Annotated in this window: 23 protein-coding genes; 13 read left to right on the top strand and 10 right to left on the bottom strand. The window is 67.7% G+C overall.

The genetic code is table 11. The features are described from left to right. Positions 1 to 38 precede the first annotated feature (38 nt). On the bottom strand, positions 39 to 242 hold the full coding sequence (locus tag AX730_RS18890; protein ID WP_157074216.1) for a hypothetical protein: 204 nt from the start codon (positions 240 to 242) through the stop codon (positions 39 to 41). Positions 243 to 485: 243 nt separating this feature from the next. Here AX730_RS18890 and AX730_RS11785 point away from each other — a divergent pair, with 243 nt between their 5' ends. The 3 genes from AX730_RS11785 to AX730_RS11775 all read left to right on the top strand — a co-directional run bounded on the left by AX730_RS11785 (position 486) and on the right by AX730_RS11775 (position 3,389). Beyond that, complete coding sequence (locus tag AX730_RS11785) at positions 486 to 1,628, top strand: NAD-dependent epimerase/dehydratase family protein (RefSeq protein ID WP_062356604.1); 1,143 nt, start codon at positions 486 to 488, stop codon at positions 1,626 to 1,628. A gap of 178 nt (positions 1,629 to 1,806) precedes the next feature. After that, the gene (locus AX730_RS11780; RefSeq protein ID WP_062356601.1) at positions 1,807 to 2,856 is read left to right on the top strand and encodes a hypothetical protein; all 1,050 of its coding nucleotides are present in this window, start codon (positions 1,807 to 1,809) and stop codon (positions 2,854 to 2,856) included. Continuing rightward, positions 2,853 to 3,389 carry a hypothetical protein gene (locus AX730_RS11775; protein ID WP_157074215.1) on the top strand — a complete coding sequence of 179 codons (537 nt, stop codon included), beginning with the start codon at positions 2,853 to 2,855 and terminating at the stop codon, positions 3,387 to 3,389. Before AX730_RS11780 ends, AX730_RS11775 begins: the two co-directional genes overlap by 4 nt. A gap of 206 nt (positions 3,390 to 3,595) precedes the next feature. On the opposite strand, the gene AX730_RS11770 is transcribed toward AX730_RS11775, so the two are convergent. The 4 genes from AX730_RS11770 to AX730_RS11755 all read right to left on the bottom strand — a co-directional run bounded on the left by AX730_RS11770 (position 3,596) and on the right by AX730_RS11755 (position 9,576). After that, entirely contained in the window at positions 3,596 to 4,636 is a 1,041-nt protein-coding gene (locus AX730_RS11770; protein ID WP_062356596.1) for a hypothetical protein, read from the bottom strand. 71 nt (positions 4,637 to 4,707) lie between these two features. Continuing rightward, positions 4,708 to 6,195 (bottom strand): DUF1501 domain-containing protein, encoded by a 1,488-nt coding sequence (locus tag AX730_RS11765; RefSeq protein WP_062356593.1) that lies wholly within the window; start codon positions 6,193 to 6,195, stop codon positions 4,708 to 4,710. 7 nt (positions 6,196 to 6,202) lie between these two features. After that, entirely contained in the window at positions 6,203 to 8,074 is a 1,872-nt protein-coding gene (locus tag AX730_RS11760) for a DUF1800 domain-containing protein (RefSeq protein ID WP_062356590.1), read from the bottom strand. 98 nt (positions 8,075 to 8,172) lie between these two features. Next, positions 8,173 to 9,576: a GntP family permease gene (locus AX730_RS11755; protein WP_062356587.1), complete on the bottom strand. Its 1,404-nt coding sequence runs from the start codon at positions 9,574 to 9,576 to the stop codon at positions 8,173 to 8,175. Between the two features lie 170 nt (positions 9,577 to 9,746). On the opposite strand from AX730_RS11755, the gene AX730_RS11750 reads away from it, so the two are divergent. From AX730_RS11750 to AX730_RS11740, 3 genes are all read left to right on the top strand, one after another. Next, complete coding sequence (locus tag AX730_RS11750) at positions 9,747 to 11,966, top strand: TonB-dependent receptor (RefSeq protein WP_062356585.1); 2,220 nt, start codon at positions 9,747 to 9,749, stop codon at positions 11,964 to 11,966. 101 nt (positions 11,967 to 12,067) lie between these two features. Then, the gene (locus tag AX730_RS11745; RefSeq protein ID WP_062356582.1) at positions 12,068 to 15,412 is read left to right on the top strand and encodes a hybrid sensor histidine kinase/response regulator; all 3,345 of its coding nucleotides are present in this window, start codon (positions 12,068 to 12,070) and stop codon (positions 15,410 to 15,412) included. Positions 15,413 to 15,524: 112 nt separating this feature from the next. Beyond that, positions 15,525 to 16,013, top strand: a complete 489-nt coding sequence (locus AX730_RS11740; RefSeq protein WP_062356579.1) for an NUDIX hydrolase — start codon at positions 15,525 to 15,527, stop codon at positions 16,011 to 16,013. Positions 16,014 to 16,372: 359 nt separating this feature from the next. On the opposite strand, the gene AX730_RS11735 is transcribed toward AX730_RS11740, so the two are convergent. Both AX730_RS11735 and AX730_RS11730 read right to left on the bottom strand, forming a co-directional pair. After that, positions 16,373 to 17,038 (bottom strand): response regulator transcription factor, encoded by a 666-nt coding sequence (locus AX730_RS11735; RefSeq protein ID WP_062356577.1) that lies wholly within the window; start codon positions 17,036 to 17,038, stop codon positions 16,373 to 16,375. A gap of 10 nt (positions 17,039 to 17,048) precedes the next feature. Then, positions 17,049 to 17,816 carry a 3-hydroxybutyrate dehydrogenase gene (locus AX730_RS11730; protein WP_062356574.1) on the bottom strand — a complete coding sequence of 256 codons (768 nt, stop codon included), beginning with the start codon at positions 17,814 to 17,816 and terminating at the stop codon, positions 17,049 to 17,051. 133 nt (positions 17,817 to 17,949) lie between these two features. Between AX730_RS11730 and AX730_RS11725 the strand changes: the two genes are divergently transcribed. From AX730_RS11725 to AX730_RS11695, 7 genes are all read left to right on the top strand, one after another. After that, positions 17,950 to 19,785, top strand: coding sequence for a 3-hydroxybutyrate oligomer hydrolase family protein (locus tag AX730_RS11725; protein ID WP_083537877.1), 1,836 nt, complete (start codon positions 17,950 to 17,952; stop codon positions 19,783 to 19,785). A gap of 159 nt (positions 19,786 to 19,944) precedes the next feature. After that, a complete protein-coding gene (gene pssA / locus AX730_RS11720) occupies positions 19,945 to 20,559 on the top strand; it encodes a CDP-diacylglycerol--serine O-phosphatidyltransferase (RefSeq protein WP_062356572.1) in 615 nt (204 codons plus the stop codon). 70 nt (positions 20,560 to 20,629) lie between these two features. Then, the gene (phaE, locus tag AX730_RS11715; protein WP_062356569.1) at positions 20,630 to 21,958 is read left to right on the top strand and encodes a class III poly(R)-hydroxyalkanoic acid synthase subunit PhaE; all 1,329 of its coding nucleotides are present in this window, start codon (positions 20,630 to 20,632) and stop codon (positions 21,956 to 21,958) included. Then, the gene (locus AX730_RS11710; RefSeq protein ID WP_062356566.1) at positions 21,955 to 23,025 is read left to right on the top strand and encodes a class III poly(R)-hydroxyalkanoic acid synthase subunit PhaC; all 1,071 of its coding nucleotides are present in this window, start codon (positions 21,955 to 21,957) and stop codon (positions 23,023 to 23,025) included. Before phaE ends, AX730_RS11710 begins: the two co-directional genes overlap by 4 nt. Then, positions 23,022 to 23,399, top strand: coding sequence for a YfeK family protein (locus AX730_RS11705; RefSeq protein WP_062356563.1), 378 nt, complete (start codon positions 23,022 to 23,024; stop codon positions 23,397 to 23,399). Before AX730_RS11710 ends, AX730_RS11705 begins: the two co-directional genes overlap by 4 nt. Before the next feature lie 42 nt (positions 23,400 to 23,441). Continuing rightward, positions 23,442 to 23,648 carry a PspC domain-containing protein gene (locus AX730_RS11700; RefSeq protein ID WP_062356561.1) on the top strand — a complete coding sequence of 69 codons (207 nt, stop codon included), beginning with the start codon at positions 23,442 to 23,444 and terminating at the stop codon, positions 23,646 to 23,648. Between the two features lie 15 nt (positions 23,649 to 23,663). Beyond that, a complete protein-coding gene (locus AX730_RS11695) occupies positions 23,664 to 24,092 on the top strand; it encodes a hypothetical protein (protein ID WP_062356558.1) in 429 nt (142 codons plus the stop codon). A gap of 25 nt (positions 24,093 to 24,117) precedes the next feature. Here AX730_RS11695 and AX730_RS11690 read toward each other — a convergent pair whose 3' ends face one another. From AX730_RS11690 to AX730_RS11680, 3 genes are all read right to left on the bottom strand, one after another. Then, a complete protein-coding gene (locus AX730_RS11690) occupies positions 24,118 to 25,332 on the bottom strand; it encodes an NAD(P)/FAD-dependent oxidoreductase (protein WP_062356555.1) in 1,215 nt (404 codons plus the stop codon). Positions 25,333 to 25,403: 71 nt separating this feature from the next. Then, a complete protein-coding gene (locus AX730_RS11685) occupies positions 25,404 to 26,096 on the bottom strand; it encodes a TetR/AcrR family transcriptional regulator (protein WP_198147167.1) in 693 nt (230 codons plus the stop codon). Between the two features lie 100 nt (positions 26,097 to 26,196). Beyond that, a complete protein-coding gene (locus tag AX730_RS11680) occupies positions 26,197 to 26,601 on the bottom strand; it encodes a GFA family protein (RefSeq protein WP_062356548.1) in 405 nt (134 codons plus the stop codon). Between the last annotated feature and the right edge of the window lie 35 nt (positions 26,602 to 26,636).

The following is a 26,636-nucleotide window of genomic DNA, read 5'->3' as shown; positions in this document are numbered from 1 at the left end:
TGAGCGCCGTCGATGTCCCCGATCCTGCACCCCTCTTCTCACAGAAGCGTCCGGCGGTGGATGTTTTTGATCGGTCGTTCCATCAAAAAGATCGGGCGTTGGATGTTTTTGATCGGTCGTTCCATCAAAAAGACCGGGCGTTGGATGTTTTTGATCGGTCGTTCCGTCAAAAAGATCGGGCGCTGGATCTTGTTGATCCGTCGTTCCATCCCGAAGGTCCAACGTTGGATGTTGTCGGCCATCTTTCGTACCCACGTGGTCGGCACAGGGTCCCGGGGCCGTCGTGGTCACGCCGGGGTCTGCCACTGCATCTGTGCATACCCGCGTCGGAAGCCCTGCAGAACGCCTGCCGGGACCGGGGCCAGGTCGTCCATGAGGGTGTCCGCGCGGGACGCACAGGAAGTCACAACGACTTCCGGCAGGGGTAGGGCGTCGGCGACGGTGCTATCTAGTCGGTTTCCTGACCGATGCTGGGGAGCTCTCGCATGACCACCCGTCGTGACCTGTTCAAGCTGGGCGCACTGGCCGCCGCCGCGGCCGCACTGCCGTCATTCGCCTCCGCCGCCAGCGACGCCAAGCCGGTCGGCAAGGCGTCCAAACCGCTGAACATCCTGATCCTCGGCGGAACCGGCTTCACCGGGCCGTTCCAGGTGGACTACGCGCTGAAGCGCGGCCACAAGGTCACCCTGTTCAACCGCGGCAAGCGGCCGTCACCTGAGTGGCCATCCGAGGTCGAACAACTGCACGGCGACCGCAACACCGGCGACCTGGCCGCGATGAAGGGCCGCAAGTGGGATGTCTGCATCGACAACCCCACCAGCCTCCCGTTCTGGGTGCGCGATGCGGGCAAGGTGCTGAAGGGCAACGTCGGCCACTACCTCTTCATTTCGACCATCTCGGTCTATGCCGACGGCAGCAGGCCCGGCATCAACGAGACCGCGGCGCTGGCGCAGTACAAGGGCAAGGACGCGATGGCGGAAACGCAGGAATCGTTGCGTGCCGACATCGGCAACCTGTACGGCCCGCTGAAGGCGCTGAGCGAGGCCGAAGCGCACAAGCAGTTCGGCAAGAACGTCACCATCGTGCGGCCGGGCTACATCGTCGGCCCGCGCGACGAGACCGACCGCTTCACCTACTGGCCGCACCGCGTGGCGCAGGGCGGCGAGATCCTGGTGCCGGGCGAGGGCAGCGATCCCATCCAGATCATCGACGGCCGTGACCTGGGCGAGTGGATGATCCGCCTGGCCGAAGCGAAGACCACCGGCGTCTTCAACGCCTGCGGCCCCGACTACACGCTGTCGATGGACGCCATGCTGCACGGCTGCCAGGCCGTCACCGGCGGCGGCATGACGCTGACGCACGTGTCACCGAAGTTCCTGGAGGAACAGCAGGTCGGCCTGCCGATCTGGGTGCCGTCGAAGGACAGCGAGTACGCCGGCTACGGCTCGGTCAGCAATCAGCGTGCGATCGCCGCCGGCCTGACCTTCCGTCCGTTGGCCACCACGGTGCAGGATCTGCTGGCGTGGTTCCGCAGCCTGCCGGCCGAGCGCCAGGCCAAGCTCAACGCCGGCATCACCCGCGAGAAGGAAGCGGAACTGCTGAAGGCGTGGCACGCGCGGAAGGCATAAGCGCGCTGGCGTTGCCGGGGTAACCCCGGCATGCCGCGATGCGGCTTGCCGGAACGCCTGGGTTTGGCGACACTCGCCGCGTCCAGGAAGGCGCGCGGTGTTAGGGGTAATGCCGCTACACGACCTGCCTGGATCGCGCGACGCGCATGCGTCGCCCATTCCATCCAGGGGGACTTCCATGAACAAGCTGTGGTATGCGGCCGCGGGTGTGGCCATCGTGTCGTTGCCTGCGTATGCGGCCAGGCCGGAAGTGCCGGCGATGCCGGTCGCGGAACAACTTCCCGTCGAGATCGTGCTGGCGCAGCAGGAACTGGCCATCGATGTGCCCGCCAACGGTGCGGCCACAGGCGCTGCGGTGGGCGGCCTGCTGGGTGCACTGATCGGGACCGCGATCGACAAGGCGGCGGTGTCCAACGGCGAAGAGCGCGCGGCCGAGCTGCGCAACCAGTTGGTCGACTATCCGTTCAATCAACGCATGGAAGCCGCGTTGCGCGAGAAGCTGCCGTCCGAGGGACTGTCTCCGCAACCACAGATCAGCGTGTGCAATGCGCCGGCCGCGACCGGCACCCAGTTTCCCTCGATCGGCTGCAGCGTGGCGCCGGCCACGGGCGTGCTGGTGATCGTGCCGCGCTACGCCATCGACGCCAAGTTCGAAAACATGGTGGTGCAGGTCAATGCGCATCTGATCGACCGGGAAACCAAGTCCAACGGCAAGCCGAAAGTGCGCAACCGGTTGACGTACACGTACCACTTCAACTTCCCCATCGACGCGGTCGACGGCGAGAAGTCCGAGCAGACCGCCGTGCGCTGGGCAGCGCTCGGCAGCGCGCCCTTGGCGATGCTGCTCGACACGGGGGTGGCGCAGGTGACCGACATGCTGGCCTACGACTTCTCCGCGGAAGGTCGGGCCGAGCGCGCGACGCCGAAGAAGGGCTCGACGGCCTTCAACGGCCGCATGTTCAACGGGCAGCACGTGCGCACGGGCAAGGACTGGGTGTGGAGCCGCATGGGCAAGCACTCGGGCGATGCCCTGCACGGCTACTACCCGGTGTCGCCCGATGCGCTGCGAGCGTCCGTGGCGGCAGCTGCCACGCCCGCAGAGGCCAGCGTCGTGGCCGAGGTCGGCGCTGCGCCGACGTCGACGCCGGAAGCGCCTGCCGCTGACGCGGTCGACGCGACGCCTGCACCGGTGGAGGCCGTGGACGCCACGCAGGGAGGCACGCCGTGAGGCATGGCGTCGCGTTCGCGCTAGCCGCGGCGCTGGCGGCCAGCGGTTGCGTCAGCATGACGGAGACGACGGCGCTGCAGCCGACGCGGTTGACGGTGCAGGGCGTCGCCACGCCGCTGCGCTGCCCGGTCACGCTGGTGGAGGTGGTGGATGCGCGGCCCGCCGGCGAGTCGGCGGGCATGTTCGGCAATCGCGAGCTGCGCTTCGAGGGAGCGGCCACGCTGGTCAGGGATCAACTGCTCGCTTCCGGTCTGGCAGAGCAAAAGCGCGCCGGTGCGCTGGACGCAGTGGTCCGGCTGAAGCGCCTGTACATGAGCCAGCAGCACGGCATCAACACGCCTGTCGTGGTGCTGGAAGTGGCTGTCGACGGCACGACACCGTTCCTCGTCCGTCCGCGTGCTCCCTCCGTCAACTGGTGGGGCAGCGAGGAAGAACTCTATGAGGATCTGGGCGCTGCCGTGGCCTTGGCCAATCGCGACGTGGTGGCGGGCCTGAACTCGCGTTGCGCCGTCTCGCCTGTCCCCGCGCGTTGACGCGGGGGAGGCGTGGAGGATGTGAGGCGCTTGTGACCCCGACGTTCCTGAGGGGCGCGACGTGGGTCTGCCGATCCGGGTGCCGTCGAAGGGCAGCGAACATGCAGGCTATGGTTCGGTCGGCAATCCGCGAGCGAGAAGGAAACGGAACGGCGGAAGGCGAGGCACACACGCGGCGGTTGAGCACACGCAGCCGAGATGAGGCGTCATCGGCTGCAGAATTCGCGCTGCAGAACCTCTGGTCCGCCGCTGGCCATGGTGTTGCCGGAACGCGGGGTCGTCACCAGGGCAGGTGTCGGCGCCTCACGCCGATAAGCCGACGCCTGTTCACGTGCGAGGCGCAGGGTGGCGGCGTCCATGGTTTTTTCGAGCTCGGTGATCCCGGACGCAAACAGATGCCCCTGCGGGCGGCCGCCTGGCGGTGGCTGGTCGAGCAGGGATTGAGTCTGGAGCCAGAGCGCCAGCGACTTGCTGGCGTTCGGTGAGACGGCCTGACTGAGCAGGCTGCGGCGTCTGCTAAGGGGGGAATAGGCTTCGGCCAGGGCAATCGTGGTCTGGATATCGCCGGAAGCCACGCCGCGCTCCGCAATGGTGGCGGCTTCATGCTGGAACTGCCGCAATGCGTCCAGGTCGGCCAGCGTGTTCTCGGGCCGGAACGGACGTCCCATCACGTAATAGTTGATGGCCGCCAGGCTGCCGCCCATCGCCGCGCTGCGCCAGTAGTGCACCCGTTCGCGGGAAGAGAATGCGGGGACGCCTTCGCAATGCGTGCTTTCCTGCAGCAGGCGCTCGCTGCGCTCTGCCTCACGCTGCTGCATGTTCCGCCGCATGTCCTGTTGTTTCGCGCTCAACGGGCCGCCCCATGAACCCTGCAAGTTCAGGTTGGTGGCGGCTTCATCCAGCCTGCGGCGGATGTCCTCGCACAACTCCATTTCTGCCGCGAGACGACAGGCGGCGCCCGGCTCACCGCCGTCCGCGCGACGTTTCAACTCCGGCGGGATGGTGCGCAACGGTGCAGACAGATCCGGTAGCGGCTGGCCGGCCGTGGCAAGGGGTGCACGAGAGCCAGGGCTCGACGTGGTGACCACGGTATCCGGAACGGCATCGGGAACGGCAGGAGGGGCGTCCGCAGGTTCCGAGGACGAGGTGATGCTGGCGCGTCCACTCCACCAGCCGATCCCGGCTGCGACAGGGATCAGCGCGAGGGCGGACAGCATCCATGCGCGCGCGAGGTGCTTTGCTTCCATGCGGTATTTCCCGATGTTCCCGACGATGCGCGTAGATCAGCACACACGCCAACGGCGGACAAGCAGCGGCCTCATCGCTCCCGTCGCACCAGCATGCGGTCCACCGGGCCACGACGCTGCCAGTCGGGCACGGCGCGTTCGATCGGCTGTTCCGGCGCCAGCGTCGGGGACGAGGTGTCCGGCGCCACCAGTGACGGAATCGAGGCGGCCGTGGCCGCAGTGTTCTCGTCGACCTTCGGTGCCAGGTCGGTGCCCTGCATGATGCCGAGCGGGGCGTAGCCGGTGTAGCCGGGGAAGACCTGGCTGAGGTTGGCGTTGCCCATGCGACGGATCAGTATTTCCGATACCACGCGACGGTAGTCGGTGGTCACCGGCACATCGCCGAAGGTCGGCGAGAGGATTTCCGGATTCAGGCCGGGCCAGCTGCCATAGAAGCGGCGCCCGTTCACCGGGCCGCCGAGCACGAGCATCGGATTGCCGTAGCCGTGGTCGGTGCCGCCGTTGGCGTTGGCACGCACGCGGCGTCCGAATTCCGACTGCACGATCACCGTCACGCGCGCCATTTCACCGGTGCCGTTGAGTTCGGCATAGAACGCGGCCAGTGCCTGCGAGAGTTCGGCGATCTTGTTCTGGTAGTAGTTGTAGCCGCTGCCTGCGGTGCCCTGGCCTTCGTGCGTGTCCCAGCCGCCGAGGTCGAGCGTGGCGTAGCGCAGGCCCAGATCGAAGCGGATGCTCTGCGCGATGGTCCACAGCTGTTGCGCGAAGTTGCCGGTCGGCCAGCTGGCCGGCAGGCTGGCATAGCCCTGCTGCCCGACCAGGCGCAGGGCGCCGTCGGCGCGGCGGCCGCTGCTCTCCAGGCCCGTCTGTCCATTCCACAGCGAGGCCACGGTTTCGCTGACGCCACGCAGGCCGCTGGGTGAATCCGTCCGCGTGCGCTGCCAGCTCCAGGCCGTGGTGTTGAGCGAGAAGTCGGACGGGCTGCTCATGGTCAGCGCGTCGATCGCGCCCATCAGGCCGGCCGGCTGTGTACCGCTGACGCCGAGCGCGGGCAGGGTGCCGGCGCCGTTCGGTCGGGTTTCCCACGCGCGCGCCATCCAGCCGCTGGGCGAACCGTATTTGCCCGGCGTGCCGAGGTCGATGTAGAGCTGCGCGTCGAAGTGGCTGCGCGTCACCGTGGTCGCCATGCCGCACGCGTGCACGATGGCCATCCTGCCGTCGTTCCACAGGTCGCGCAGGCCGGTGGCCGACGGATGCAGGCCGAAGCCGGTGGTCGCGCCGCCGGACAGCGTCAGTGGCAATGCGCCGTAAGCACCGCTGGTGGCGATCTGCAGGCTGGGGCGCGCTTCTTCGTAGAAGCCGCGATCCACGCCGTCGATCGGCACCACCAGGTTCAGGCCATCGATGCCGCCGCGCAGGAACAGGTGCACCACGGTGTCGTAGCTGTTGACGGCGGCATCGACCGGATCGGCGAACATCAGGCTGCCGCCCGTGGTGCCGACGATGGCGGCCGCGCCGCAGCCTTTGACGAACTCGCGTCGGGTTACTCGGAAGTCGGTCATCGGGGCCTCAGCGGCTCATGAATTCGGGGGTCATCAGGATCAGCGCCACCACGCTGCGCAGTCGCTCGTGGTTGTAGTGCCGCTTCAGGTCGCTGCCCTGCCACGCGTTGGTGTCGGTGATGACGTAGGTGTTCGGATCGCCGTTCTGCGCCAGGAAGGCGACCAGCGCCTGCTTGCGCGCGGCCTCCGGCTGGTAGCCGAGCAGGCGCGTGCACCACCAGGTGACCAGGGTGTTCGCCGTCCAGTTGCCGACGGCCACGTTCGCGCGCGTGGTGTCGACGATCGGATGCAGGGGCACTTCGCCATCCTTGCTCTCGGTCAGCCAGCCCAGCAGGCGCCAGGTCATCGCGAACGAATTCGCGCCCGACCACGCCAGTCCGGCGTCCGGATACCCGTTCGGCGCCGGCCAGCTGTACGGCATGTGGCCGGTGAAGCCGTACAGCCACATGAAATCGCCGCTGCGGCCGTGGTCCAGGCGGATCGTCCAGTCGCCGCCCAGCGTACGCATCGCGGCGACGGTGGTGTCGAACGGGCGACGGTTCTTCTGGCCGAAGCTGTTGATGAAGTCGTCGGAATTCAGGATGTGGCGCAGCACCAGTTCGATCTGGTTCGGTGCGCGCCAGTTGGCGCGGAAGATCGCCGCCGCGCTGTCGATCAGCGCCTGCTTCGGCGTATCGCTGATGAAGCGGCGGATGAGCTTCTTGCAGATGAACTTGGCCACGCGCGGATGGCTGGCCAACCGGTCCAGCACGTCGCGGCCGTCCTTCAATGCAGGCTGTTCGGGATAGATGAGCATGCCGAGCAGGAACTTCGGGCCGGCGTCGTGCCACGATTGCCGATACGCGAAGGTGCCGTCGTTCTCGGCAGGGAATTGCCAGTGTCCGGTCTTCGCCGACCAGCCGGTGAAGGCCGCCGACGTCTCGTACACGTCGATGTCGGTGTAGCCGATCGGGTAGGCAGGATCCTCGGGGCAGGGCGGTACCTGGAACGGGTCCATGAAGCCGAGGTAGTTCTCGGCGCCGAACGTATGCAGCTCCAGCAGTTCGCGGGCGAAGTTCTCGTTCGGGCCCGAGCGCGAATTGTTGATGTTGTCCAGGTAGTAGAGCATCGCCGTGCTCTGGGCCACCGCTTCCAGCATCGCGCGGAAATTGCCCTTGGCGTTGGCGCGGATCACGTCGCGGTCGTAGTGCACGAACACCGGCCCGGTGCTGAAATCCGACGCAAGGACATTGAAGTGGTCGTGCCAGAAGTTGACCAGCACCTCGCGCAGCTGCCGGCGTGAATACACGGCGCGCACGAAGGCCGCGCGCTGCACTTCGTTGGCGGGGCGAATGCGGATGCTGTATTCCGGGTCCGGCACCACGTGGTCTGCCCACAGCTGGGTCAACGACTTGTTGAGCGTGGTGTAGCCGGCGGTGGTGAGGCGGGTGGTGACGGCGCTGTCGTCGATCGCATCCCAGTTGAGCTGCCAGTCCACGTAGTTCGCGAGCCGCTGCCGGTCGCTGCTGCCCAACGCGTTGAATTCGGCGACGGTGGCGGCGGTGGCGCCGTAGCTGAGGTTGTTCAGTGCCTGCACCGCGAAGGGTGGGCGCGCCATGGTCACGAGGACAGGATTCGACTGTCCCATCATCACGCGACCACCGCTGGCCACGGCGACGGCTTCCGGTGCCGGCGTGGTGTCCTTCGGGCTGGCGCGTTCGCCGCCCTTCCAGCCGTACAGGCGGTTCAGGCGCTGGCGGACCTGGGTGTCCAGGCTCGGCGAGGCGGCTTGGGGTTTCGCCTGGATGCGGGCATCGATGCGTGCGCGTGCGGCGACGGTCTTGCGTCGCCACGTGCCGCGCGCGAACAGTCGACGCCACGGGACGGTGTAGTACGCCATGCGGTTTTCCCTGCTATCCCCGGAATGCAGGGAGTATTGGCCAAGAACCGTACGCCGTTTGCGACCGCGCGCACAGGCCGGTCACGCCAGCGGTGGCGTCAGACCAGGCCGGTGGCGTAGAACACGCCGATGACGACGAACACGGCGGCCGTCTTGATCAGGGTGATGGCGAAGATGTCCTTGTAGGACTGCCGGTGGCTGAGGCCGGTCACCGCCAGCAGCGTGATGACCGCCCCGTTATGCGGCAGGGTGTCCATGCCGCCGGAGGCCATCGACGCCACCCGGTGCAGCACCTCCATCGGGATGCCGGCCGCGTTGGCGTTGGCGATGAAGCTGTCGGCCATCGCCGCCAATGCGATGCTCATGCCGCCCGAGGCCGAGCCGGTGATCCCGGCCAGTGCGGTGACCGAGATGGCCTCGTTCACCAACGGATCCGGGATGGCCTGCAACGCGTTGGCGACCACCAGGAAGCCGGGCAGGGCGGCGATGACCGCGCCGAAGCCGTATTCCGAGGCCGTGTTCATCGAGGCCAGCAGCGCGCCGCCGATGGCGCTCTTCGTGCCTTCGGCGAAGCTGGCGAACACCGGCTTCCACGCGAACAGGAGGACCGAGACGATGCCGACCAGCAGCGCACCCTGCACGGCCCAGATGGCGGCGACCTTGGCGACCTCCTGCACCACGGGCGCCGGATTGCCGATCACGGCCGGTACGAACGACTGGCTCTCGCCGTAGAAGCCGGGAATCCAGCGGGTGAACAGGAAGTTGGCCACGCCGACCAGCAGCAGTGGCAGGATCGCGACCAGCGGATGCGCCAGCTTGTCGCCCCTGAAGGCTTCGGGTTCGTTGCGCAACTCGTCCTTGCCGGCATAGCCCTCGCCATTGCGTGCGGCCACGCGACGGCGCCATTCAAGATAGGTCATGCCGACGATCAGGATGAACACGCCGCCGATCGTGCCCAGCACCGGCGCGGCCCAGCCGTTGGTGCCGAAGAACGAGCTGGGGATGATGTTCTGGATCTGCGGCGTGCCCGGCAACGCGTCCATGGTGAAGGTGAAGGCGCCGAGCGCGATCGTGCCCGGCACCAGCCGCTTGGGGATGTTGCTCTGGCGGAACAGCTCCGCCGCGAACGGATACACGGCGAACACCACCACGAACAGCGACACGCCGCCGTAGGTCAGCAGCGCGCACACCAGCACGATCGACAGCATGGCGCGCTGCGCGCCGACCACCTTGATGGTGCCGGCGACGATGGCCTTGGAGAAGCCGGAGATCTCGATCAGCTTGCCGAACACCGCGCCCAGCAGGAATACCGGGAAGTACAGCTTCAGGAAGCCGACCATCTTGTCCATGAACAGGCCGGTGAACATCGGCGCGACCAGCGAAGGGTCGGTCAGCAGCACCGCGCCCAGCGCCGCGATGGGCGCGAACAGGATCACGCTGTAGCCGCGGTAGGCCACGAACATCAGGAAACACAGCGCGGCCAGCACGATCAGGAACGACATCCCACACCCCTCGGCCAGCGCCGGTTGCAAGTGCGGCGAGTATCGGCAGCGGCGCGGTGCCCGTCCCACTGTACGAAGGTACGATGCCGTCCGCGCGGCCGTCGCCCTAGTGTTCGCTTCAATCGGCGGCCACCGTCCGCCGCCATGTCATACCCGGGAGGGGGAGACCCATGAAGCGCAAGCACCTGAGCCTGGCCATCGGCTGCGTCCTGTTGTCGTCCACGCCGTTGGCGTGGGCGCAGGACGCCGCACCGGCCGACGCATCGCCAGCCACCAACGCCACCACGCTCGATTCGGTCAAGGTGACCGCGCGCAAGCGCGAGGAAACCCTGCAGGACGTGCCCGTCGCGGTCACCGCCTTCACTGCGGAGACGCTGGACAAGCTGGCGATCAAGGACATCGGCGACCTCGATGCGCAGGTACCGAACCTGACCATCTACGCCGCGCGCGGTTCCACCAGCACGGTCACCGCCTACATCCGCGGCGTCGGCCAGGCCGATCCGCTGTGGGGCGTGGATCCGGGCGTGGGCATCTACCTGGACGACGTCTACATCGCCCGTCCGCAGGGCGCGCTGCTGGACGTGTTCGACGTGGAGCGCATCGAAGTGCTGCGCGGACCGCAGGGCACGCTGTACGGCAAGAACACCATCGGTGGCGCGATCAAGTACATCTCGCGCGGACTGCCGCAGGAAACCACCGGCTTCGCCTCGGTCACCGTGGGCAACTACAACCAGCTGGACGTCAAGGCGGCGCTGGGCGGCGAGATCGGCGGCAAGGACAGCGGCCTGCGCGGCCGCGTGTCGGTCGCCAGCATGAACCGCGACGGCTTCGGCACCAACACCTACACCGGGCAGGGCGTCAGCGACAAGGAGATCAACGCGGTGCGCATGCAGCTGGGCGCGTACTCGCACGACGATTTCGACGTGCAGGTGGCGTTCGACTACATGGACGACCAGTCCGGCGTGCGCGGCGCGAAGATGCTGGCGCGGAACCCGCTGGCCCCGGCCTATCCGCCGACCAATGACCGCTACGACATCCGCAGCGGCATGAAGAACATCAACGACACGGAGATGAAGGGCGCCTCGATCACCGCCAACTGGCGGCCGAGCGAGGACTGGGCGATCAAGTACGTCGCCGCCAAGCGCGAGTCGGACACCGAGACCAACATCGATTTCGACACGATTCCCTCGCCGTTGGTCGACGTGCGCGCGTTCTACAGCGACAGCCAGGTCAGCCAGGAATTCCAGGTCAACTACGACGGCGGCGGTCGCGCCCGCGGCGTGATGGGCCTGTACTGGTTCAACGGCGACGCCGGCGGCCAGGTGCTGAACTACTTCTGGAACCCGGCGCTGGCGACCAGCCTGACCAATCCGCTGTTCGGCGATACCCAGGGCGTGGTCAACACCAAGAGCATCGCGCTGTACGCGGACTGGACCTTCGACCTGACCGACCGCCTGACGCTGGACGTGGGTGCGCGCTATACCGACGAGGACAAGCACGCGGTCGCGCTGAACCGCTTCTACACCAGCAACCAGTACGAAACATCCTGGGGTGCGGCGGCCAACTTCGACAAGACCGTCAACTTCAAGAACGTCTCGCCGAAGGTCTCGCTCGACTACCAGGTCACGCCCGACATCATGGTGTACGGCCTGGCCTCGCGTGGCTTCAAGTCCGGCGGCTACAACATCCGCGCCAACACCACGGCGGTGCCGCGTTCGGGCGAACCGTTCAACGACGAGCAGGTCGACAGCTTCGAGGTCGGCAGCAAGATGTCGTTCCTCGACCAGCGCCTGTTCCTCAACCTGTCCGCGTTCCACAACATCTACAAGGACATCCAGCTGTCGGTATTCACCTCCTACACGCTGCCGAACAACACGCAGAGCTTCTTCGGCGACTTCACCAACGCCGGCAAGGGCACCGTCAACGGCGTGGAAGTGGAGTACCAGTTCCTGCCGACGGCCAACTGGCTGATCAGCGGCAACCTGGCCTGGCTGGACGCGAAGTACGACGAGTTCATCAGCAGTGGCGTCAACATCGCCAGCACGCAGTATTTCACCAACGCGCCGGAGTTCTCGGGTGCACTGAACGTGGAATACCGCACCGACCTGGCCAACGGCGGCAACCTCTCCGCGCGCGTCGGCTACTCCTACCAGTCCGAAGTGTGGCCGACCACCGACCTGAGCCCACTGATCAAGCAGGAGGGCTATGGCCTGGTCAACGCCGGCGTCATCTGGAAAGTCAACGATGCGTGGAGCCTGTCGCTGCAGGGCACCAACCTGGCCGACCAGGAATACCGCACCACCGGCTACAACATCGCCGCCTACGGCGTGCTGACCGGCTTCTACGGCCCGCCGCGCCAGTACAGCCTGACCGCACGCTACGACTTCTGAGCGCGCACACGGTCGTGATGGGGAACCGGCGAAAGCCCGCCGTTGCTGCGTTATGCTCGGTGCATGCCACGACCTGCCGATCAGTCCGGAGACATGACGGGATGCTAAGCGTCGGCGCGGTGGTGCTGGCCGGCCTGCTGTGGCTGGGCGTGCTGTTCGGTTCCGCGCTCTATGCCGAGCGGCGCCCGCATGTGCTGGCGGTGCAATGGCCGTATATCTACGCGTTGTCGCTGGCGGTGTACTGCACCTCGTGGACGTTCTTCGGCACGGTGACGCAGGCCGCGCGCTACGGCTGGCCGCTGCCGCCGACCTTCGTCGGCACCATCCTGCTGTATGCCTTCGGCGCGTTCCTGCTGGTGCGGCTGGTGCGGATGGCGCGCGAGTCGAACGCGACCTCGCTGGCCGACCTGATCGCCACCCGCCTGGGCAAGGACGGCTGGCTGGCCGCGGCGGTGACGCTGGTCGCCGCGCTGGGCCTGATTCCCTACATCGCGCTGCAGCTGAAGGCCGTGGCGATGAGCTTCGCGCTGCTGACGCGTTCACCCGGCAACGACGCACTGCCGGCGTGGCAGGACAGCGCGTTGTACGTGGCGCTGGCGATGGCGGTGTTCGCGATGCTGTTCGGCACACGGCGCGCGAGTGCGGTGGAACACAACCGCGGACTGATCCTGGCGATGGCGTTCGAGTCGCTGTTCAAGCTGGCGGCGATGCTGGCACTGGGATTGTTCGTCTGGTTCGGGCTGCCGGACCTGCCGGCCGCGCCGGTGATCACGGCGCCGGCGTCCACGACGTACGGGTTCCTGCCGCTGGTGGCACTGGGCGTGCTGGCGATGTTCACGCTGCCGCACCAGGTACACGTGGGCGTGGTGGAGTGCCGCGACGAGCGCCACGTGCGCACCGCGCGCTGGTTGTTCCCGTTGTACATGGTGTTGATGGCGGCGCCGTTGCTGCCGCTGGCGCGCGCGGGCGGCGCGTTGTTCGGCGACGCCGTGCCGTCCGATCTCTACGTGCTGGCATTGCCGCTGTCGCAGGGCCACCAGGGGTTGGCGCTGCTGGCCTTCCTCGGTGGCCTGAGCGCTGCGACCGGCATGGTGGTGGTCAGTACGCTGACGCTGAGCCTGATGATCGGCAACCACTGGCTGGCGCCGGGCCTGCTGCGGGGTGGCTGGCTGCGCGGTACCGGCGGCGACCTGCGTGGCGCGGTGCTGATGCAACGTCGCATTGGCATCGTTGCGGTGATGCTGCTGGCGTGGGCGTACAGCCGGCTGGTGGCGGGCAACGACGCGCTGGCCGACGTCGGCGCGGTGTCGTTCTCGGCACTGGCCACGCTGGCACCTGCGCTGGGTTTCGCCATCTGGCGGCCGCAGACGCCGCCGCGCGCCGTCATCGCCGGTATCGTCGCCGGCTTCGCGGTGTGGGTCTGGCTGCTGCTGTTGCCGGTGACGATGGATGCACGCGGCGTGACGCCGGCATGGTTGCAGAGCGGTCCGTTCGGGATCGCCCTGCTGTCGCCCGACGGCTTCTTCGGCCTGACCGGCTGGAGCCGGCTGGGGCGCGCGGTGGGTGTCAGCCTGTTCCTTGGCACGGCGGTCACGCTGCTGGTGATGGGCTGGCGGGGCAGCGCGCCGCGTCGTGCCGACAGTCGCGGCTTCGATGCCCGGACGCTGCGCGATGCGGGTCGCCGTTTCCTGCCCCGCGAGCGCGTGGAGGAACTGCTGGCCGATGCGCCGCGGCAGGGGCCGGTGCCCGCACCCATCGAGGCGGGGCTGGAGCGCGAACTGGCGGCGGTGCTGGGGTCCGCGTCGGCACGCCTGCTGCTCGATGCAGCGCGCCGCGAACACGGCGATCTGGAAACGGTGGCCGCCATCGTCGGCGAAGCCTCGCAGGACCTGCGTTTCAACCAGCAGGTGCTGGGCGCGGCGCTGCAGAACATGAGCCAGGGCATCAGCGTGATCGATCGTGACCAGAGGCTGGTGGCATGGAACCGGCGCTATGAACAGATGTTCGCGTTCCCGGCCGAGTTGCTGCAGGTCGGGCGGCCGATCGCGGACCTGACCCGCTGGGCGTTGCAGCGCATGCCACAACGCGGACGCGATGATCGTGCGCTGGACAGGCGACTCGCGTTCATGCGCGCCGGCACGCCGCACCTGACCGAGCGTGTGTTCCCTGACGGCAGCATCGTCGAGATCCGCGGCAATCCGATGCCGGGCGGCGGGTTCGTCGCCACGTACACCGACGTGACCGCGTCGCGGCAGGCGGAGCGCGCATTGAAACAGGCCAACGAGACGCTGGAGCAGCGCGTCGTCGAACGTACCGCGCTGCTGGAAACCGCCAAGCGCGAGGCCGAGCACGCGAACGATGCGAAGAGCCGCTTCCTGACCGCGATCGGCCACGACCTGCTGCAGCCGCTGCACGCGGCGCAGCTGTTCACCGACGCGTTGTCGCAACAGCTGCCGGAGACGCACCAGCGCGAGACGGCGCTACAGGTGCGCGGCGCACTGGATTCCACCACCGACCTGCTGACCGGCCTGCTGGACATGTCGCGACTGGAGGCCGGCGGGCTGGTGCCCGAGCCGCGCGACCTGCCGCTGATGGAGGTGCTGGAGCCGCTGGCGTCGGAATTCCGCGTGCTGGCGCACGAGCGCGGCCTGGCGTTCGACATCGTGCCGACGCGTGCATGGGTGCACACCGATCCGCAGCTGCTGCGCCGCATCCTGCAGAATTTCCTCGCCAACGCCGTGCGGTACACGTCGCGTGGTGGCGTGCTGCTGGGTGTGCGAAGGACCGGTGCACGGCTGCGCGTGGAGGTGTGGGATACCGGCCCGGGGATCGCAGAAGTCGACCGGCGCCGGATCTTCGACGAATTCCGGCGCGGCGACGACGTGCCGGGGCAGGGGCTCGGACTTGGCCTGTCGATCGCCGACCGCATCGCCACCTTGCTGGACGCACCGCTGTCGTTGCGCAGCCGGGTGGGATATGGCGCGGTGTTCGCGGTGGATCTGGTGCGGGTCGCCGTGCCGGCACCGGTGCCGTCCCTGGCCGGTAAACCGGGCCTCGCCGGCCGGCATGTACTGGCGGTCGACAACGATCCTGTCGCGCTGTCCGCGTTGCGGCAGGTGCTGGAGGGGTGGGGATGCAGTGTGGCCACTGCCGGTGAAGGCGACGCTGCGGAGCACGCGTTGCTGGAACGCACGGCCGACCTCTGGTTGTTCGACTACCACCTCGATGACGGCGATACCGGCGTGGCGCTGGCGGAGCGCCTGCGCGGATCGCAGGGCCATCGTCCCTGCCTGATCCTCACCGCCGACCAGACCGATGCGGTGCGTCGCGCCGTGCGCGATGCCGACCTGCCGTTGCTCGCCAAGCCGGTACGGCCGCTGGCGTTGAAATCGGTGCTGGACCGGTTGCTGGCGGCGCGTGCTAGCGCCGGTGTGGGAGCGACGTAAGTCGCGATGGTTGCGTGCGGAGACTGTCCGCACGCCTGGTCCGCCATCGCGACTCACGTCGCTCCCACAACCGCCAACGCTAGAATGCGCGTCTGGAAACCGGAGTTCGCGCATGCCGTACACCCCCATCGTCGCCACCCTCGGCTACGTGCTGTCGCCCGATCGCTCGCACGTGTTGCTGATCCATCGCAACGCGCGCCCGGACGACCAGCACCTGGGCAAGTACAACGGCCTGGGCGGCAAGATCGAGCGCGACGAGGACGTGGTGGCCGGCATGCGCCGTGAGATCCATGAGGAAGCCGGCATCGACTGCGACGCGATGACGCTGCGCGGCACGATCAGCTGGCCCGGCTTCGGCAAGCAGGGCGAGGACTGGCTGGGTTTCGTCTTCGTCATCACCGCTTACCGCGGTACGCCGTTCGCCTCCAATCCCGAGGGCACGCTGGAGTGGGTGCCGGTGGAGAAGATCCTGGACCTGCCGCTGTGGGACGGCGACCGCCACTTCCTGCCGCTGGTGTTCGACGAGGACCCGCGCGGCTTCCACGGCGTCATGCCTTACCGCGAAGGCCGCATGGTGTCGTGGAGCTGCTCGCGGATCTGAAGCTGCCGGTGCGGGAGCGACGTCAGTCGCGATACGTTCCACGACCTGCACTTGCCCACATCGCCTGTGGAGCATTGTTGGGGAAAGCATGTGGATAACCGCCTGCGCGCCACGCGTGGCAAGGCTGTCAAGATGTGTGGCGAAATTTTGACCAGCACGTGACGTGACCGTCAGCGGGTTGTCCACACCGGGTGTGGATGATCTGTCGACCAACGTGTGGATAAGCGCCGGCGCGCGTTGCGGCGCAACGCTGTCAAGAGGGGTGGCGAAATATTGGCCGCGCCCCTCAACCCCCGGCCGGCAATGATGTCGAACGCGTCGCAACGCGCCCGGATGGGCAACACGTCAGCCGTGGAACCTCAGCCTTCGATCTGCCTTGCAGGGTCCGCCAGTTCCAGTTCGCGCAGCACCACGCCGGCCTGGGTGCGGTTACGCACGCCCAGGCGGTCGAAGATCGCGGAGAGATGCGCTTTGACGGTGCGTTCCTGCACGTCGAGGCGATCGGCGATCTGCTTGTTCAACAGGCCTTGCGCCACCAGCGTCAGCACGCGGAACTGCTGCGGGGACAGGCTGGCGAGGCGGCCGGCCAGTTCGGTGTCGTGCTCCGACGACTGCGCACGCGCCACCGCACTGCGCAGCGACGCCGGCAGCCACTGCTCGCAGGCGAGCACGCTGCGGATGGCATCGCGCAGTTCGTCCAGGCCCGAGCTCTTCGGCAGATAACCGGCGGCCCCGTGATCGAGTGCGCGGCGTACCACGCGCGGGTCGTCATTCGCGGATACCACCACCACGGCGACCGCGGGGAACTGCGCGCGGATCGCGGCCAGCCCGGCGAGCCCGTGGTTGCCGGGCATGTGCAGGTCCAGCAGCACCAGGTCGATGTCGTCGTGCGCTTCCAGCGTGGTGATGACGCCATCCAGCGATTCCGCTTCGCGCACCGACAGCTGCGCCACGGCATCGGCCGCCGCGCCACGCAGGGCGGCACGGAACAGCGGATGGTCGTCGGCGATCAGCAGATGGGGCATGCGGTGTGGCTTACTGCACGGTCCAGCCGCCGTCCACCACGATCGTCTGGCCGGTGATGTTGCGGGCGGCGGGCGAGGTGAGGAAGGCCGTGATGCCGGCCAGTTCGTCCAGGCCGATGAACACGCCCTTCGGCATCGGCTTCAGCATGACCTGGCTGACCACGTCGGCCTCGGAGATGCCGCGCGTGCGGGCCTGGTCGGCGATCTGCTTGTCCACCAGCGGCGTCTTCACGTAGCTGGGGCACACTGTGTTGATGGTGATGTCGGTGTCGGCGGTTTCCAGCGCCAGCACCTTGGAGAAGCCGACCAGACCGTGCTTGGCCGCCACGTAGGCGCTCTTGTACGGGCTGGCGACCAGCGCGTGGATGCTGCCGATGTTGACGATGCGGCCGAAGCCGCGTTCGCGCATGCCGGGCAGCACGGCGCGGGTCAGCCGCGCCACGCCCACCAGCATCACCTGCACCAGGAAATCCCACTTCTCGATGGGGAAGTCCTCCAGCGGCGAGACATGCTGCAGGCCGGCATTGTTGACCAGCACGTCGATGGGCCGCGAGATCGTCGCCAGCGCGGCGTCGATGCTGGCCTGCGAGGTGACATCGAGCGCGACGGCCTCCGCGGAACCGCCCTCGCTGCGGATCTGCGTGGCGACCGCTGCGGCGGCATCGAGGTTGAGATCGCTGACGATCACGTGGCGGCCGGCTTCGGCCAGTTGCGCGGCGATGCCGGCGCCGATGCCGCTGGCGGCGCCGGTGACGAGAACGGTGTGGGTAGGCTGCATGGGGGAACTCCTGCGTGTCGTCGCTAGGGTAGCAGGCAGGCGCGCGCGGTTCGTGGTACCAAAGTACGATGACGGCGCTTCCCGCGGAGGGTAGTTTCATGGCACTGACCGGAACCCTGGACGCTTTCCACGCATGAACGCGAAGACGCGCATTTCCTGCGGCCTGTTGCTCGGCGCGGCGCTCGCCGCCTGCAGCAGCGCGCCGCCCAAGCCCGAAGCGGTGGCCCACATGATCCAGCCCCAGCGCGTCACCGAGCATCGTGGTACCGACGACCTGCTCACCGCCGGCCTGGGCCTGGACGGCCTTCGCGCGATGGCAGCGCCCGCGTTCGCTGATCCTGCCAACCCGACCCCGGAAGAACTGCGCCGTCGCGCGATCTGGGCGAACTGGCGCGGCATCGCCGACCTGTCGCTGACCGGCAGCTACGGTCAGGCCTACGGCAGCGTGACCAGCGCACCGGGTCGCGAATACTCGGCAGTGGCGACGGTGCCCGGCGCCAAGCAGCCGCACCGCGTGCTGGTGCAGGTGCCGGACAACTTCGATGCGAACAAGCGCTGCGTTGTCGTCACCGCCTCGTCCGGCTCGCGCGGCGTCTACGGCGCCATCGCCGTCGCCGCGCCGTGGGCGCTGCCGAAGGGCTGCGCGGTCGCCTACACCGACAAGGGCGCCGGCACGGACTACTTCGACCTGACCGATCAGCGCGGTGCACGCGAGGACGGCACGATCGGCGAACTCGGCGTCGACACGCTCGCCTTTACGCCCGACGCGCCGGTCGGCGCCAGCGGTGTCGCGGTCAAACACGCGCATTCCAAGGACAACCCGGAAGCGGATTGGGGCCGTCACGTGAAGCAGGCCGCGGAATTCGCACTGGCTGCGCTGGACCAGGCGTTCCCGCAGGCGGCGCCGTTCCGTTTCGACAATACGCGCGTCATCGCGGTCGGCATTTCCAATGGCGGTGGTGCGGTGCTGCGCGCCAGCGAGGAAGAGGGCGGATGGCTGGATGCCGTGGTCGCCGGCGAACCGAACATCTACGCCGCCGACGCACCCGGCGCGCGTTCGCTGTACGACTACACCACCGAGGCTGCGCTGCTGATGCCGTGCGCGCTGCTGGACCTGCCGGTGGATGCCCTGCCGCAGCCACCGCTGCGTGCGCAGGTCGAACCGCTGTGGACGGCGCGCTGCGCCACGCTGAAGGCGGCGGGTCTCGTCACCGGTGCGGATGCGAAGGCGCAGGCCGCTTCGGCGCATGCGCAACTGAAAGCGAACGGCTGGACCGACGAGGCGCTGGTCGCCGGCGCGTTGAGCGTGGGCTTCGACCTGTGGCGCGCAGTGGCGGTGACGTATGCGTCAGCCTACGGCCGTTATGGTGTGGGTGAGCACCCGTGCGGTTTCGCGTTCTCGGCGCAGAACGCCGATTTTTCTGCGCGTGCGGCAACGGCGGCCGAGCGTGCCGCATGGTGGTCCGAGGGTAGCGGTATTCCGCCGGGCGCGGGTGTCGGCATCGTCGATACGACGCTGGCGCCGCCGGACTTCACCCTGCCGGGCCTGCAGTGCCTGCGCGCGCTGCAGACCAGAAGTACCGACGACGCGCGCCGTGTGCAGGCCGGCATCGCGCAGACCGCGGCGCGCTTTCCGAAGACACGCCGACCGGTCGTGGTGATCCATGGCCTGGACGACGGTCTCGTCCCGCCGGCGTTCTCCAGCGCGCCTTACGTCGCCGCGGCACGCGCGGCCAACCCCGATGTGCGCTACTGGCAGGTCCGCCACGCTCAGCACTTCGATGGCTTCCTTGCACTGCCGGCCTACGGCGCCCGCTATGTGCCGCTGCTGCCGTATGTCTACGCGGCGTTGGATCAGGTCAATGCCACGTTGGACGGCAGCCGCGAACTGCCGGCGAATGCGCTGATCAGCGCGCAGCCGCGGGGCACGGGCAGTGTGGAGGCCAGCCAGCTGGCGATTCCGCGGTAAATGGATCCAGGTGTGGGAGCGACGTGAGTCGCGATGCAGTCCCGGGGCATCGTCGATCGCGACTGACGTCGCTCCCACACCAAGAGCAAGCGGTGCGCCCACGACGGCTTCACCCGGTTCGGCTTACCCTGTAGGCCGTCCCCGGTCACGACTGCCGCCATGTCCCGACACTTCTCGATGATCCGCGACTTCCAACTGGCCGACTGGTTCACGCTGGGCAATGCGTTCTGCGGTACCGGCGCGATCTTCGCGGCGATGCGCTTCCTGCAGGAGGGCATCCTGCGCGACCTGATGATCGGCATGGCGCTGATCCCGCTGGCCTTCATCTTCGACGCGCTGGACGGCCGGGTGGCGCGTTGGCGCAACCAGGCCTCGGTGCTGGGGCGCGAGCTGGATTCGCTGGCCGACGTCATCTCCTTCGGCGTGGCCCCGGCCGCGCTGGCCTACGCCTGCGGCATGCAGGGCGGCTGGGACTGGCTGGTACTGTCGTACTTCGTCGCGTGCGGCGTCAGCCGGCTGGCTCGCTACAACGTCACCGCCGAGTCGCTGGCCGACGGCAGCGACAAGGTGAAGTATTTCGAAGGCACGCCGATTCCCACCAGCCTGCTGCTGGTGGTGCTGCTGGCGATCGCGGTGTACCTGGGCCATGTGGGGCCGGCGCTGTGGCTGGGCTCACTGAGGCTGGGGCCGTGGCTGCTGCATCCGCTGGTGCTGCTGTTCGCGGTGTCCGGCACGCTGATGATCAGCAAGACGCTGCGCATTCCCAAGCCTTGACCGTGAGGTGAAGGCGCGTCATGCACGCGCCGCCGGCCGCGGCTAGAATCGGTCGGGAAAGGGAGGGCACATGGCAAATTCCGTTCCACCGTGGCCGGGCGATTTCGAATCGGTCGCCCAGCAGTACTGGAGCCTGTGGGGCGATGCCCTGCGGCAGGCCGGCGCAACGCCGACGATGTCCATGCCCGGCACGGCGCCCGGGTGGCAGCAGACGGTCGACTGGTGGTCGAAGCTGGTGCCCGGCGGGCAGCCCCAGGTCGACGAGGCCGTCGGCCGCTTCCAGCGGCAGGCCAGCCAGTGGTTCGGGCAGATGCAGCAGGTCGCCGCGCAGTTCACCGGGCGCGACCACGACGCCACCGACATCGGCCGCGCCTGGCGCTCTGCGCTCGGCATGGCCGAGCCCACGTCGGCCCACAACCCGTTCGCCGACATCTTCCGCAGCATGCAGGGTGGCGCGCACGGGCTCGACGGCTGGATCCAGCAGATGCGTCCGTGGCTGGAGAACCTGCAGCGCGACGGTGGCAAGTGGGCGCATCTGCCGACGTTCGGGCTGTCGCGCGAGCACCAGGAGCGCTGGCAGCAACTGGCGCAGGCGTACCAGGACTATCAGCGCCAGGTCGGTGAATACGACCAGCTGATGCTGCAGGTGGCGCAGGATGCGTTCGCACGCTTCGAGCGCAAGCTGAGCGACCATGCCGAACCCGGTCGCCAGTTGCAGAACACGCGAGCACTGTTCGACCTCTGGATCGATGCGGCCGAAGAGGCGTACGCGCAGGTCGCCATGTCCACCGACTTCCGCCACGCGTTCGGCGGGCTGGCGAATGCGCAGGCTCGCTTGCGGCTGGGCGTGCAGCGCGAGGTCGAACAGGTCTGCTCGCAGTTCGGCATGCCGACGCGGACGGAAGTCGATTCCGCCCACCGCAAGATCGTCGAACTGGAACGCGCGCTGCGCAAGCTGACGCGCGCGCAGGCGGCGCCCATGCGTCGTACACCGGCAGCGCGTGCTGTCGAGCCGGTGGAGACAGTCGTCGTCGAAGTGCCTTCCCGCCGCAAGCCGGCACCGACGCCGAAGGCCGTGCCCAAGAAGCGTGCAGTGGCCAAGAAGACGGCACCGAAGAAGCGTGCACGACGCGCGGTAGCCGCTGCGGCACCCGTGGCGACCAAGCAGGCGCGCCTGCCTGCGGCTGTTCCGGCGGTCCCGCGAAAGCCGGCCAAGGCCAGGAAGACCGTCGCCAAGGTTGCGAAGGCGCCTGCCACGAAATCGCTGAAGAAGGCCGTCGCACCCGCCACGAAGCCGACGTCGGTCGTCTCGATGAAGGACTGGGTGGCACGCAATGCCACGCGCGGAGCGACCGCCCCGAAAGCCGACAAGAAGACGAAGCGGGGTAAAGGCAAATGAACGGACCGCTCAACTTCAGTGCCGAAGCGCTGGCACACGAGGCCACCACGCTGACGCAGAAGCTGTCCGCCGGCCTGCATACGTTGCCGGAAGTGGAGGACGTCCACTACGGCGCCACCCAGAAGCAGGAAGTCTGGCGCGACGGCAAGGTCGTGCTGTACCGCTTCATCGGCGAGAAGGCGCCGACCGCGAAGATTCCGCTGCTGATCGTCTACGCGCTGGTCAACCGGCCGTACATGGTGGACCTGCAGCACGACCGCTCGCTGGTGAAGGGGCTGCTGGCCCAGGGCGAGGACGTCTACGTCATCGACTGGGGCTATCCGGACCGCTCGGACCGCTTCCTCGAACTCGACGACTACATCAACCGCTTCATCGACGGCGCGGTGGATCATCTGCGCGACAGCAGCGGCCGCGACGCCATCAACGTGCTCGGTATCTGCCAGGGCGGTGCGTTCTCGCTGTGCTACTCATCGCTGCATCGGGAGAAGGTCAAGAACCTGATCACCATGGTCACGCCGGTGGATTTCCACACGCCGGACAACATGCTGTCGCACTGGACGCGCGAGCTGGACGTTGACCTGTTCGTCGACGCGCTGGGCAACGTGCCCGCCGACATGATGAATGCCTGCTACCTGATGCTGAAGCCGTTCCGGCTGAACCTGCAGAAATACGTGGGCCTGGTGGACATCCTCGACGACAAGCGGGCGATCGAGGATTTCCTGCGCATGGAGAAATGGATCTTCGATTCGCCGGACCTGGCGGGCGAGGCGTTCAAGCAGTTCATCACCCAGTTCTACCAGCGCAACGGCTTCATCAAGGGCGGTATCGAGATCGGTGGCGAAGCGGTAGACCTAGGCTTCGTCGACATGCCGGTGCTGAACATCTACGCCGAGCAGGACCACCTGGTGCCGCCGGATGCCTCGCGCGCGCTGAAGGACGTGGTGGGTACCGCCGACTACACCGAGCTGAGCTTCAAGGGCGGGCATATCGGCATCTACGTCTCCAGCCGCGCCCAGCGCGAGGTGCCGACGGCGATCCATCACTGGCTGGGCCAGCGCGCACGATGAGGGTGCGGATCGCCGCGGCAGTCTGTTTGCTGGCGCTGGCCACGGCGACGCAGGCGGCTCCGTCCGCGCAGAGCAAGCGCGAGATCCAGGGCCTGATGGATGCGTTGTCGGCGTCGTCATGCGAGTTCCAGCGCAACGGCACGTGGCATGGGCGCGCCGACGCGCGCAAGCACCTGCAGCGCAAATACGACTACCTGTTGAAGAAGAATCTCGTGGATACCGCGGAACAGTTCATCGAACGCGCGGCAAGCAAGAGCAGCATGAGCGGACGTGCCTACCAGGTGCGGTGTCCGGGACAACCCGCGCTGCCGGCTGCCACCTGGTTCAAGACGAAGCTCGACGCGCTGCGCGGTTCAGGCGCGCCCGTCCGCTGACGCGCTAGACTCGGCCCAGACCACCGCGGGGAGTAGCTGGCGATGAACAACACGACGTCCAAACCGTTCGCCCGCTCGCTGAACGACCGCATGATCGCTGGCGTGATGGGCGGCATCGCGCATCGCTATGGCTGGAGCGTCACGCTGCTGCGGGTGATCTTCGTGATCGTATCGATCGCGTCGGCCGCGTTCCCCGGCATCCTGGTCTACCTGATCCTCTGGCTGCTGATGCCCAACGAACAGGACTGAGCCGTGGCGTCGGCCATGCTCTGGGTTGCACGCGCGCTCGGCATCGTCTGGGCCGTGCCCAATACGCTGATCGGCCTTGTCGCCGGCGTCGCGGGCATGCCGTTCGGTGCACGACCCGAATGGAATCGACGCGATTTCGCCGTCGTATTCCATCGTTGGCCCTGGGGACCGGGCGGTGCCATCACCTTCGGCAACAGCATTCTCAACACCGGCGATACGCTGGAGGCGGAATTCCCCACCTACGAATGCCGAGCCGGACGCACGCAGCATCCGCGCATCCGGCTGGGCGATCATGAGCGCGCGCACGTCTACCAGTACATGGTGCTGGGCCCGCTGTTCCTGCCGGTCTACCTGGTGTGCGGCGGCGTCAGCGTGCGCAATCCGTTCGAGCGCGCCGCGGATCGCTATGCGCTGACCGGCAAGGGATGGTGGCCTGGCGGCTGACCGCCTGTCGCGTGGCCACCGCGCGTCAGCGATCCAGGCGCTGGAACGAGAACAACGGCCACAGCGGATGCCGGCGCCGCTCGATCCGTGCGCGCAGCAGTCCGGCGCCGAGCATGCTGTAGGTGATGCCATTGCCGCCGTAGGCCATCGCGAACTGCACCCGTGATCCCCATTGCGGGTGCGGCCCGAAGAACGGCAGGCCGTCCTCGGTTTCCGCAAACGTGCCCGCCCATGAGAACGCCGGCGTGATGGCAAGCCCAGGGAACAGCGTGCCCAGCCGCTTCAGCAGCGTGCGTGCCTTTTTTTGCACGCGGGCATCGCGCTTGGCCGGGATGTCGATGGCATCGTCCTCGCCACCCAGCAGCACGCGATGGTCCGGGGTGCTGCGCGCATACAGGTACGGGCGGGCCGTTTCCCATAGCAGGGTGTCGCCGAGGAAGCCGAGCTGCGCTTCCGGCAGCGGGTCGCTGATGACGGCATAGCTGCTGCGGTTGCGGGCCACGCGCTGCTTCAGCCAGTGCTGGCTGGCGTAACCGGCCGCGATCACCAGATGCGCGGCGCGCACGTTGATGCCGGTATCGGTGCGCAGCGTCACGCTGCGCGAGGTGGTCTGTATGTCCTCCACGCGCGTGCGGTCGAAGATGCGGACTCCCAGTTTGTGCAGCCGCTGGAGCAGGCGATGGGTCAGGCGGTACGGATCCACGCGTGCGGCCTGCGTGCTGAGCAGCGCGGCCGGTACATCGAAGCCGTAGTCTTCGCGCACGCGCGCCGCCGACAGCAGTTGCACGTCCAGCCCATGGTGACGGCGTGCGGCATGTTCTTCCTCGAGTGCGCGCACATCGCGGCGACGGCTGGCGTAGTACAGGCTGCGGTTGCGTGCGAAACCCACGTCGCGCCATGCCGATGCGACCTCGTTCAGGCGGTCGATGGCCTCGGCGCAGGCGCGGTAGGCGAGGGCGGCGTCGGTTTCGCCGTGGCGTTTCGCCAGATCGACCAGGTGCGTGTCGATTTCGTATTGCAGCAGCGCGGTGCTGGCCGCCGTGCTGCCCCAGCCGATGTCGCGTTGCTCGAGCACGACCACGTCGAAGCCGTGGCCCGCCAGCTCATCGGCGATCAGCGCGCCGGTGATGCCGCCGCCGATCACGGCCACGTCGCAGTGCTGGTCGGCGGCAAGGCGCGGGAACGCCTGCATCAGCCCGTTGCTGACGGCCCAGAAGGGATAGCCGCTTTTCAGGTCCATGCGTGTCCCGGCGCATCACGAAGCGGCCATGCTGGCAGGCCGCCCGGCAGCGACGGGTGAAGGACGCGCGATCAGCGCGGCAGGGCACCCTGCAGGAACAGGTCCACGGCGGCGAGCGTCTGCGCTTCCAGTGTGTCCACGTCGGGCAGGTGGGGGCCACCGGCGGCGAGCCGGACGACCTGGTCGCCGAACAGGCTCATGTAGAACTGCCCGGCGGCCGCCCTGGGCGATGCCAACTGCAGGCGACCGGCCGCGACCTGCTGCTCGAAGTAGTCCTCGAGGGTGCGGCGGATGGAGGCCACCACATGGTCGAAGAACCAGTCGCGCAGGGCGGGGAAGGATTGACCCTCGCCGATCACGATGCGGTACACCACCTGCGAATCCGTGCCCGCCATCAGCTGGGCCATGCGGATCGCCACGCGACGCAATGCCTGTTCCGGCGTCAGCTCGGACAGGTTCAGGTCGCTGAGCACGTGGATGTGCAGGTCCAGCCGGCGTTCGAGGATGGCGCAAGCCAGGCCTTCCTTGTCGCCGAAGATGCGATACAGCGTGGCCAGTGAGCCGCCGGCGCGCGCCACGATCTCGCTCAGGCGCGCGTGCTGGTAACCCTTCTCGGCGAACACCTCGGTGGCGGCATCGAGGAATTTCTCCGCACGGATCTCGCCGCGACGGCAGAGCTCCACCTGCGGACGTTGGCGAAGCGGCAATGCGCTCTGGGCGGCATCGTTGAAAACGTTTTCCAGATAATCGGAGGGAATACTCACGGAACGTCCCTGCACGCGGCTGGGTGGTGGTGTTGGCCCCAGCCTAGCAAAAAGGTCGTCGTGCCGTGGCAACGGTGTGACGGCCGGCAGCGGCGCACCATTAAAGGTAACGCGTGAAGCTGGGCGTCTCCTGCCAGCGGTCGTGCGCGCCATCCACGAAAACGACCGGCGCCGCATCCAGTTCCTCCGGCGTGGCGTCCTCGAGGCAGCCCAGGTTGATGCCGTAGATGCGCTCGCCACCGGGCACGTTGTTGCCGACGCCGAACGGGCGCACGCCACACGTCCGGCAGAAGTGGTGCGAATTGCGCAGCGTGTTGAAGCGGTACTTGGTCAGCTCGCCTTCCCCGGCCAGCAGGCGGAACCGGTCCGGGCTGACGATGGCCGGCCAGAACCGGTTGCGCCGGCAGATCGAGCAGTTGCACCGGTAGGTGGACAGGGTGAGGTCGATGTCGGCCTCGAAGCGGATCGCACCGCAGTGACAGCATCCCGTATAGGTCTTCAGCATGTGGCCTCCCGTGCCGATATCGATCCGGGGGCTGA

The organism is Pseudoxanthomonas mexicana (genome assembly GCF_001556105.1).
Classification (GTDB): domain Bacteria; phylum Pseudomonadota; class Gammaproteobacteria; order Xanthomonadales; family Xanthomonadaceae; genus Pseudoxanthomonas_A; species Pseudoxanthomonas_A mexicana_A.
The sequence above is the reverse complement of the archived record's forward strand: the minus strand, read 5'-3'. Positions and strand labels throughout refer to the sequence as shown.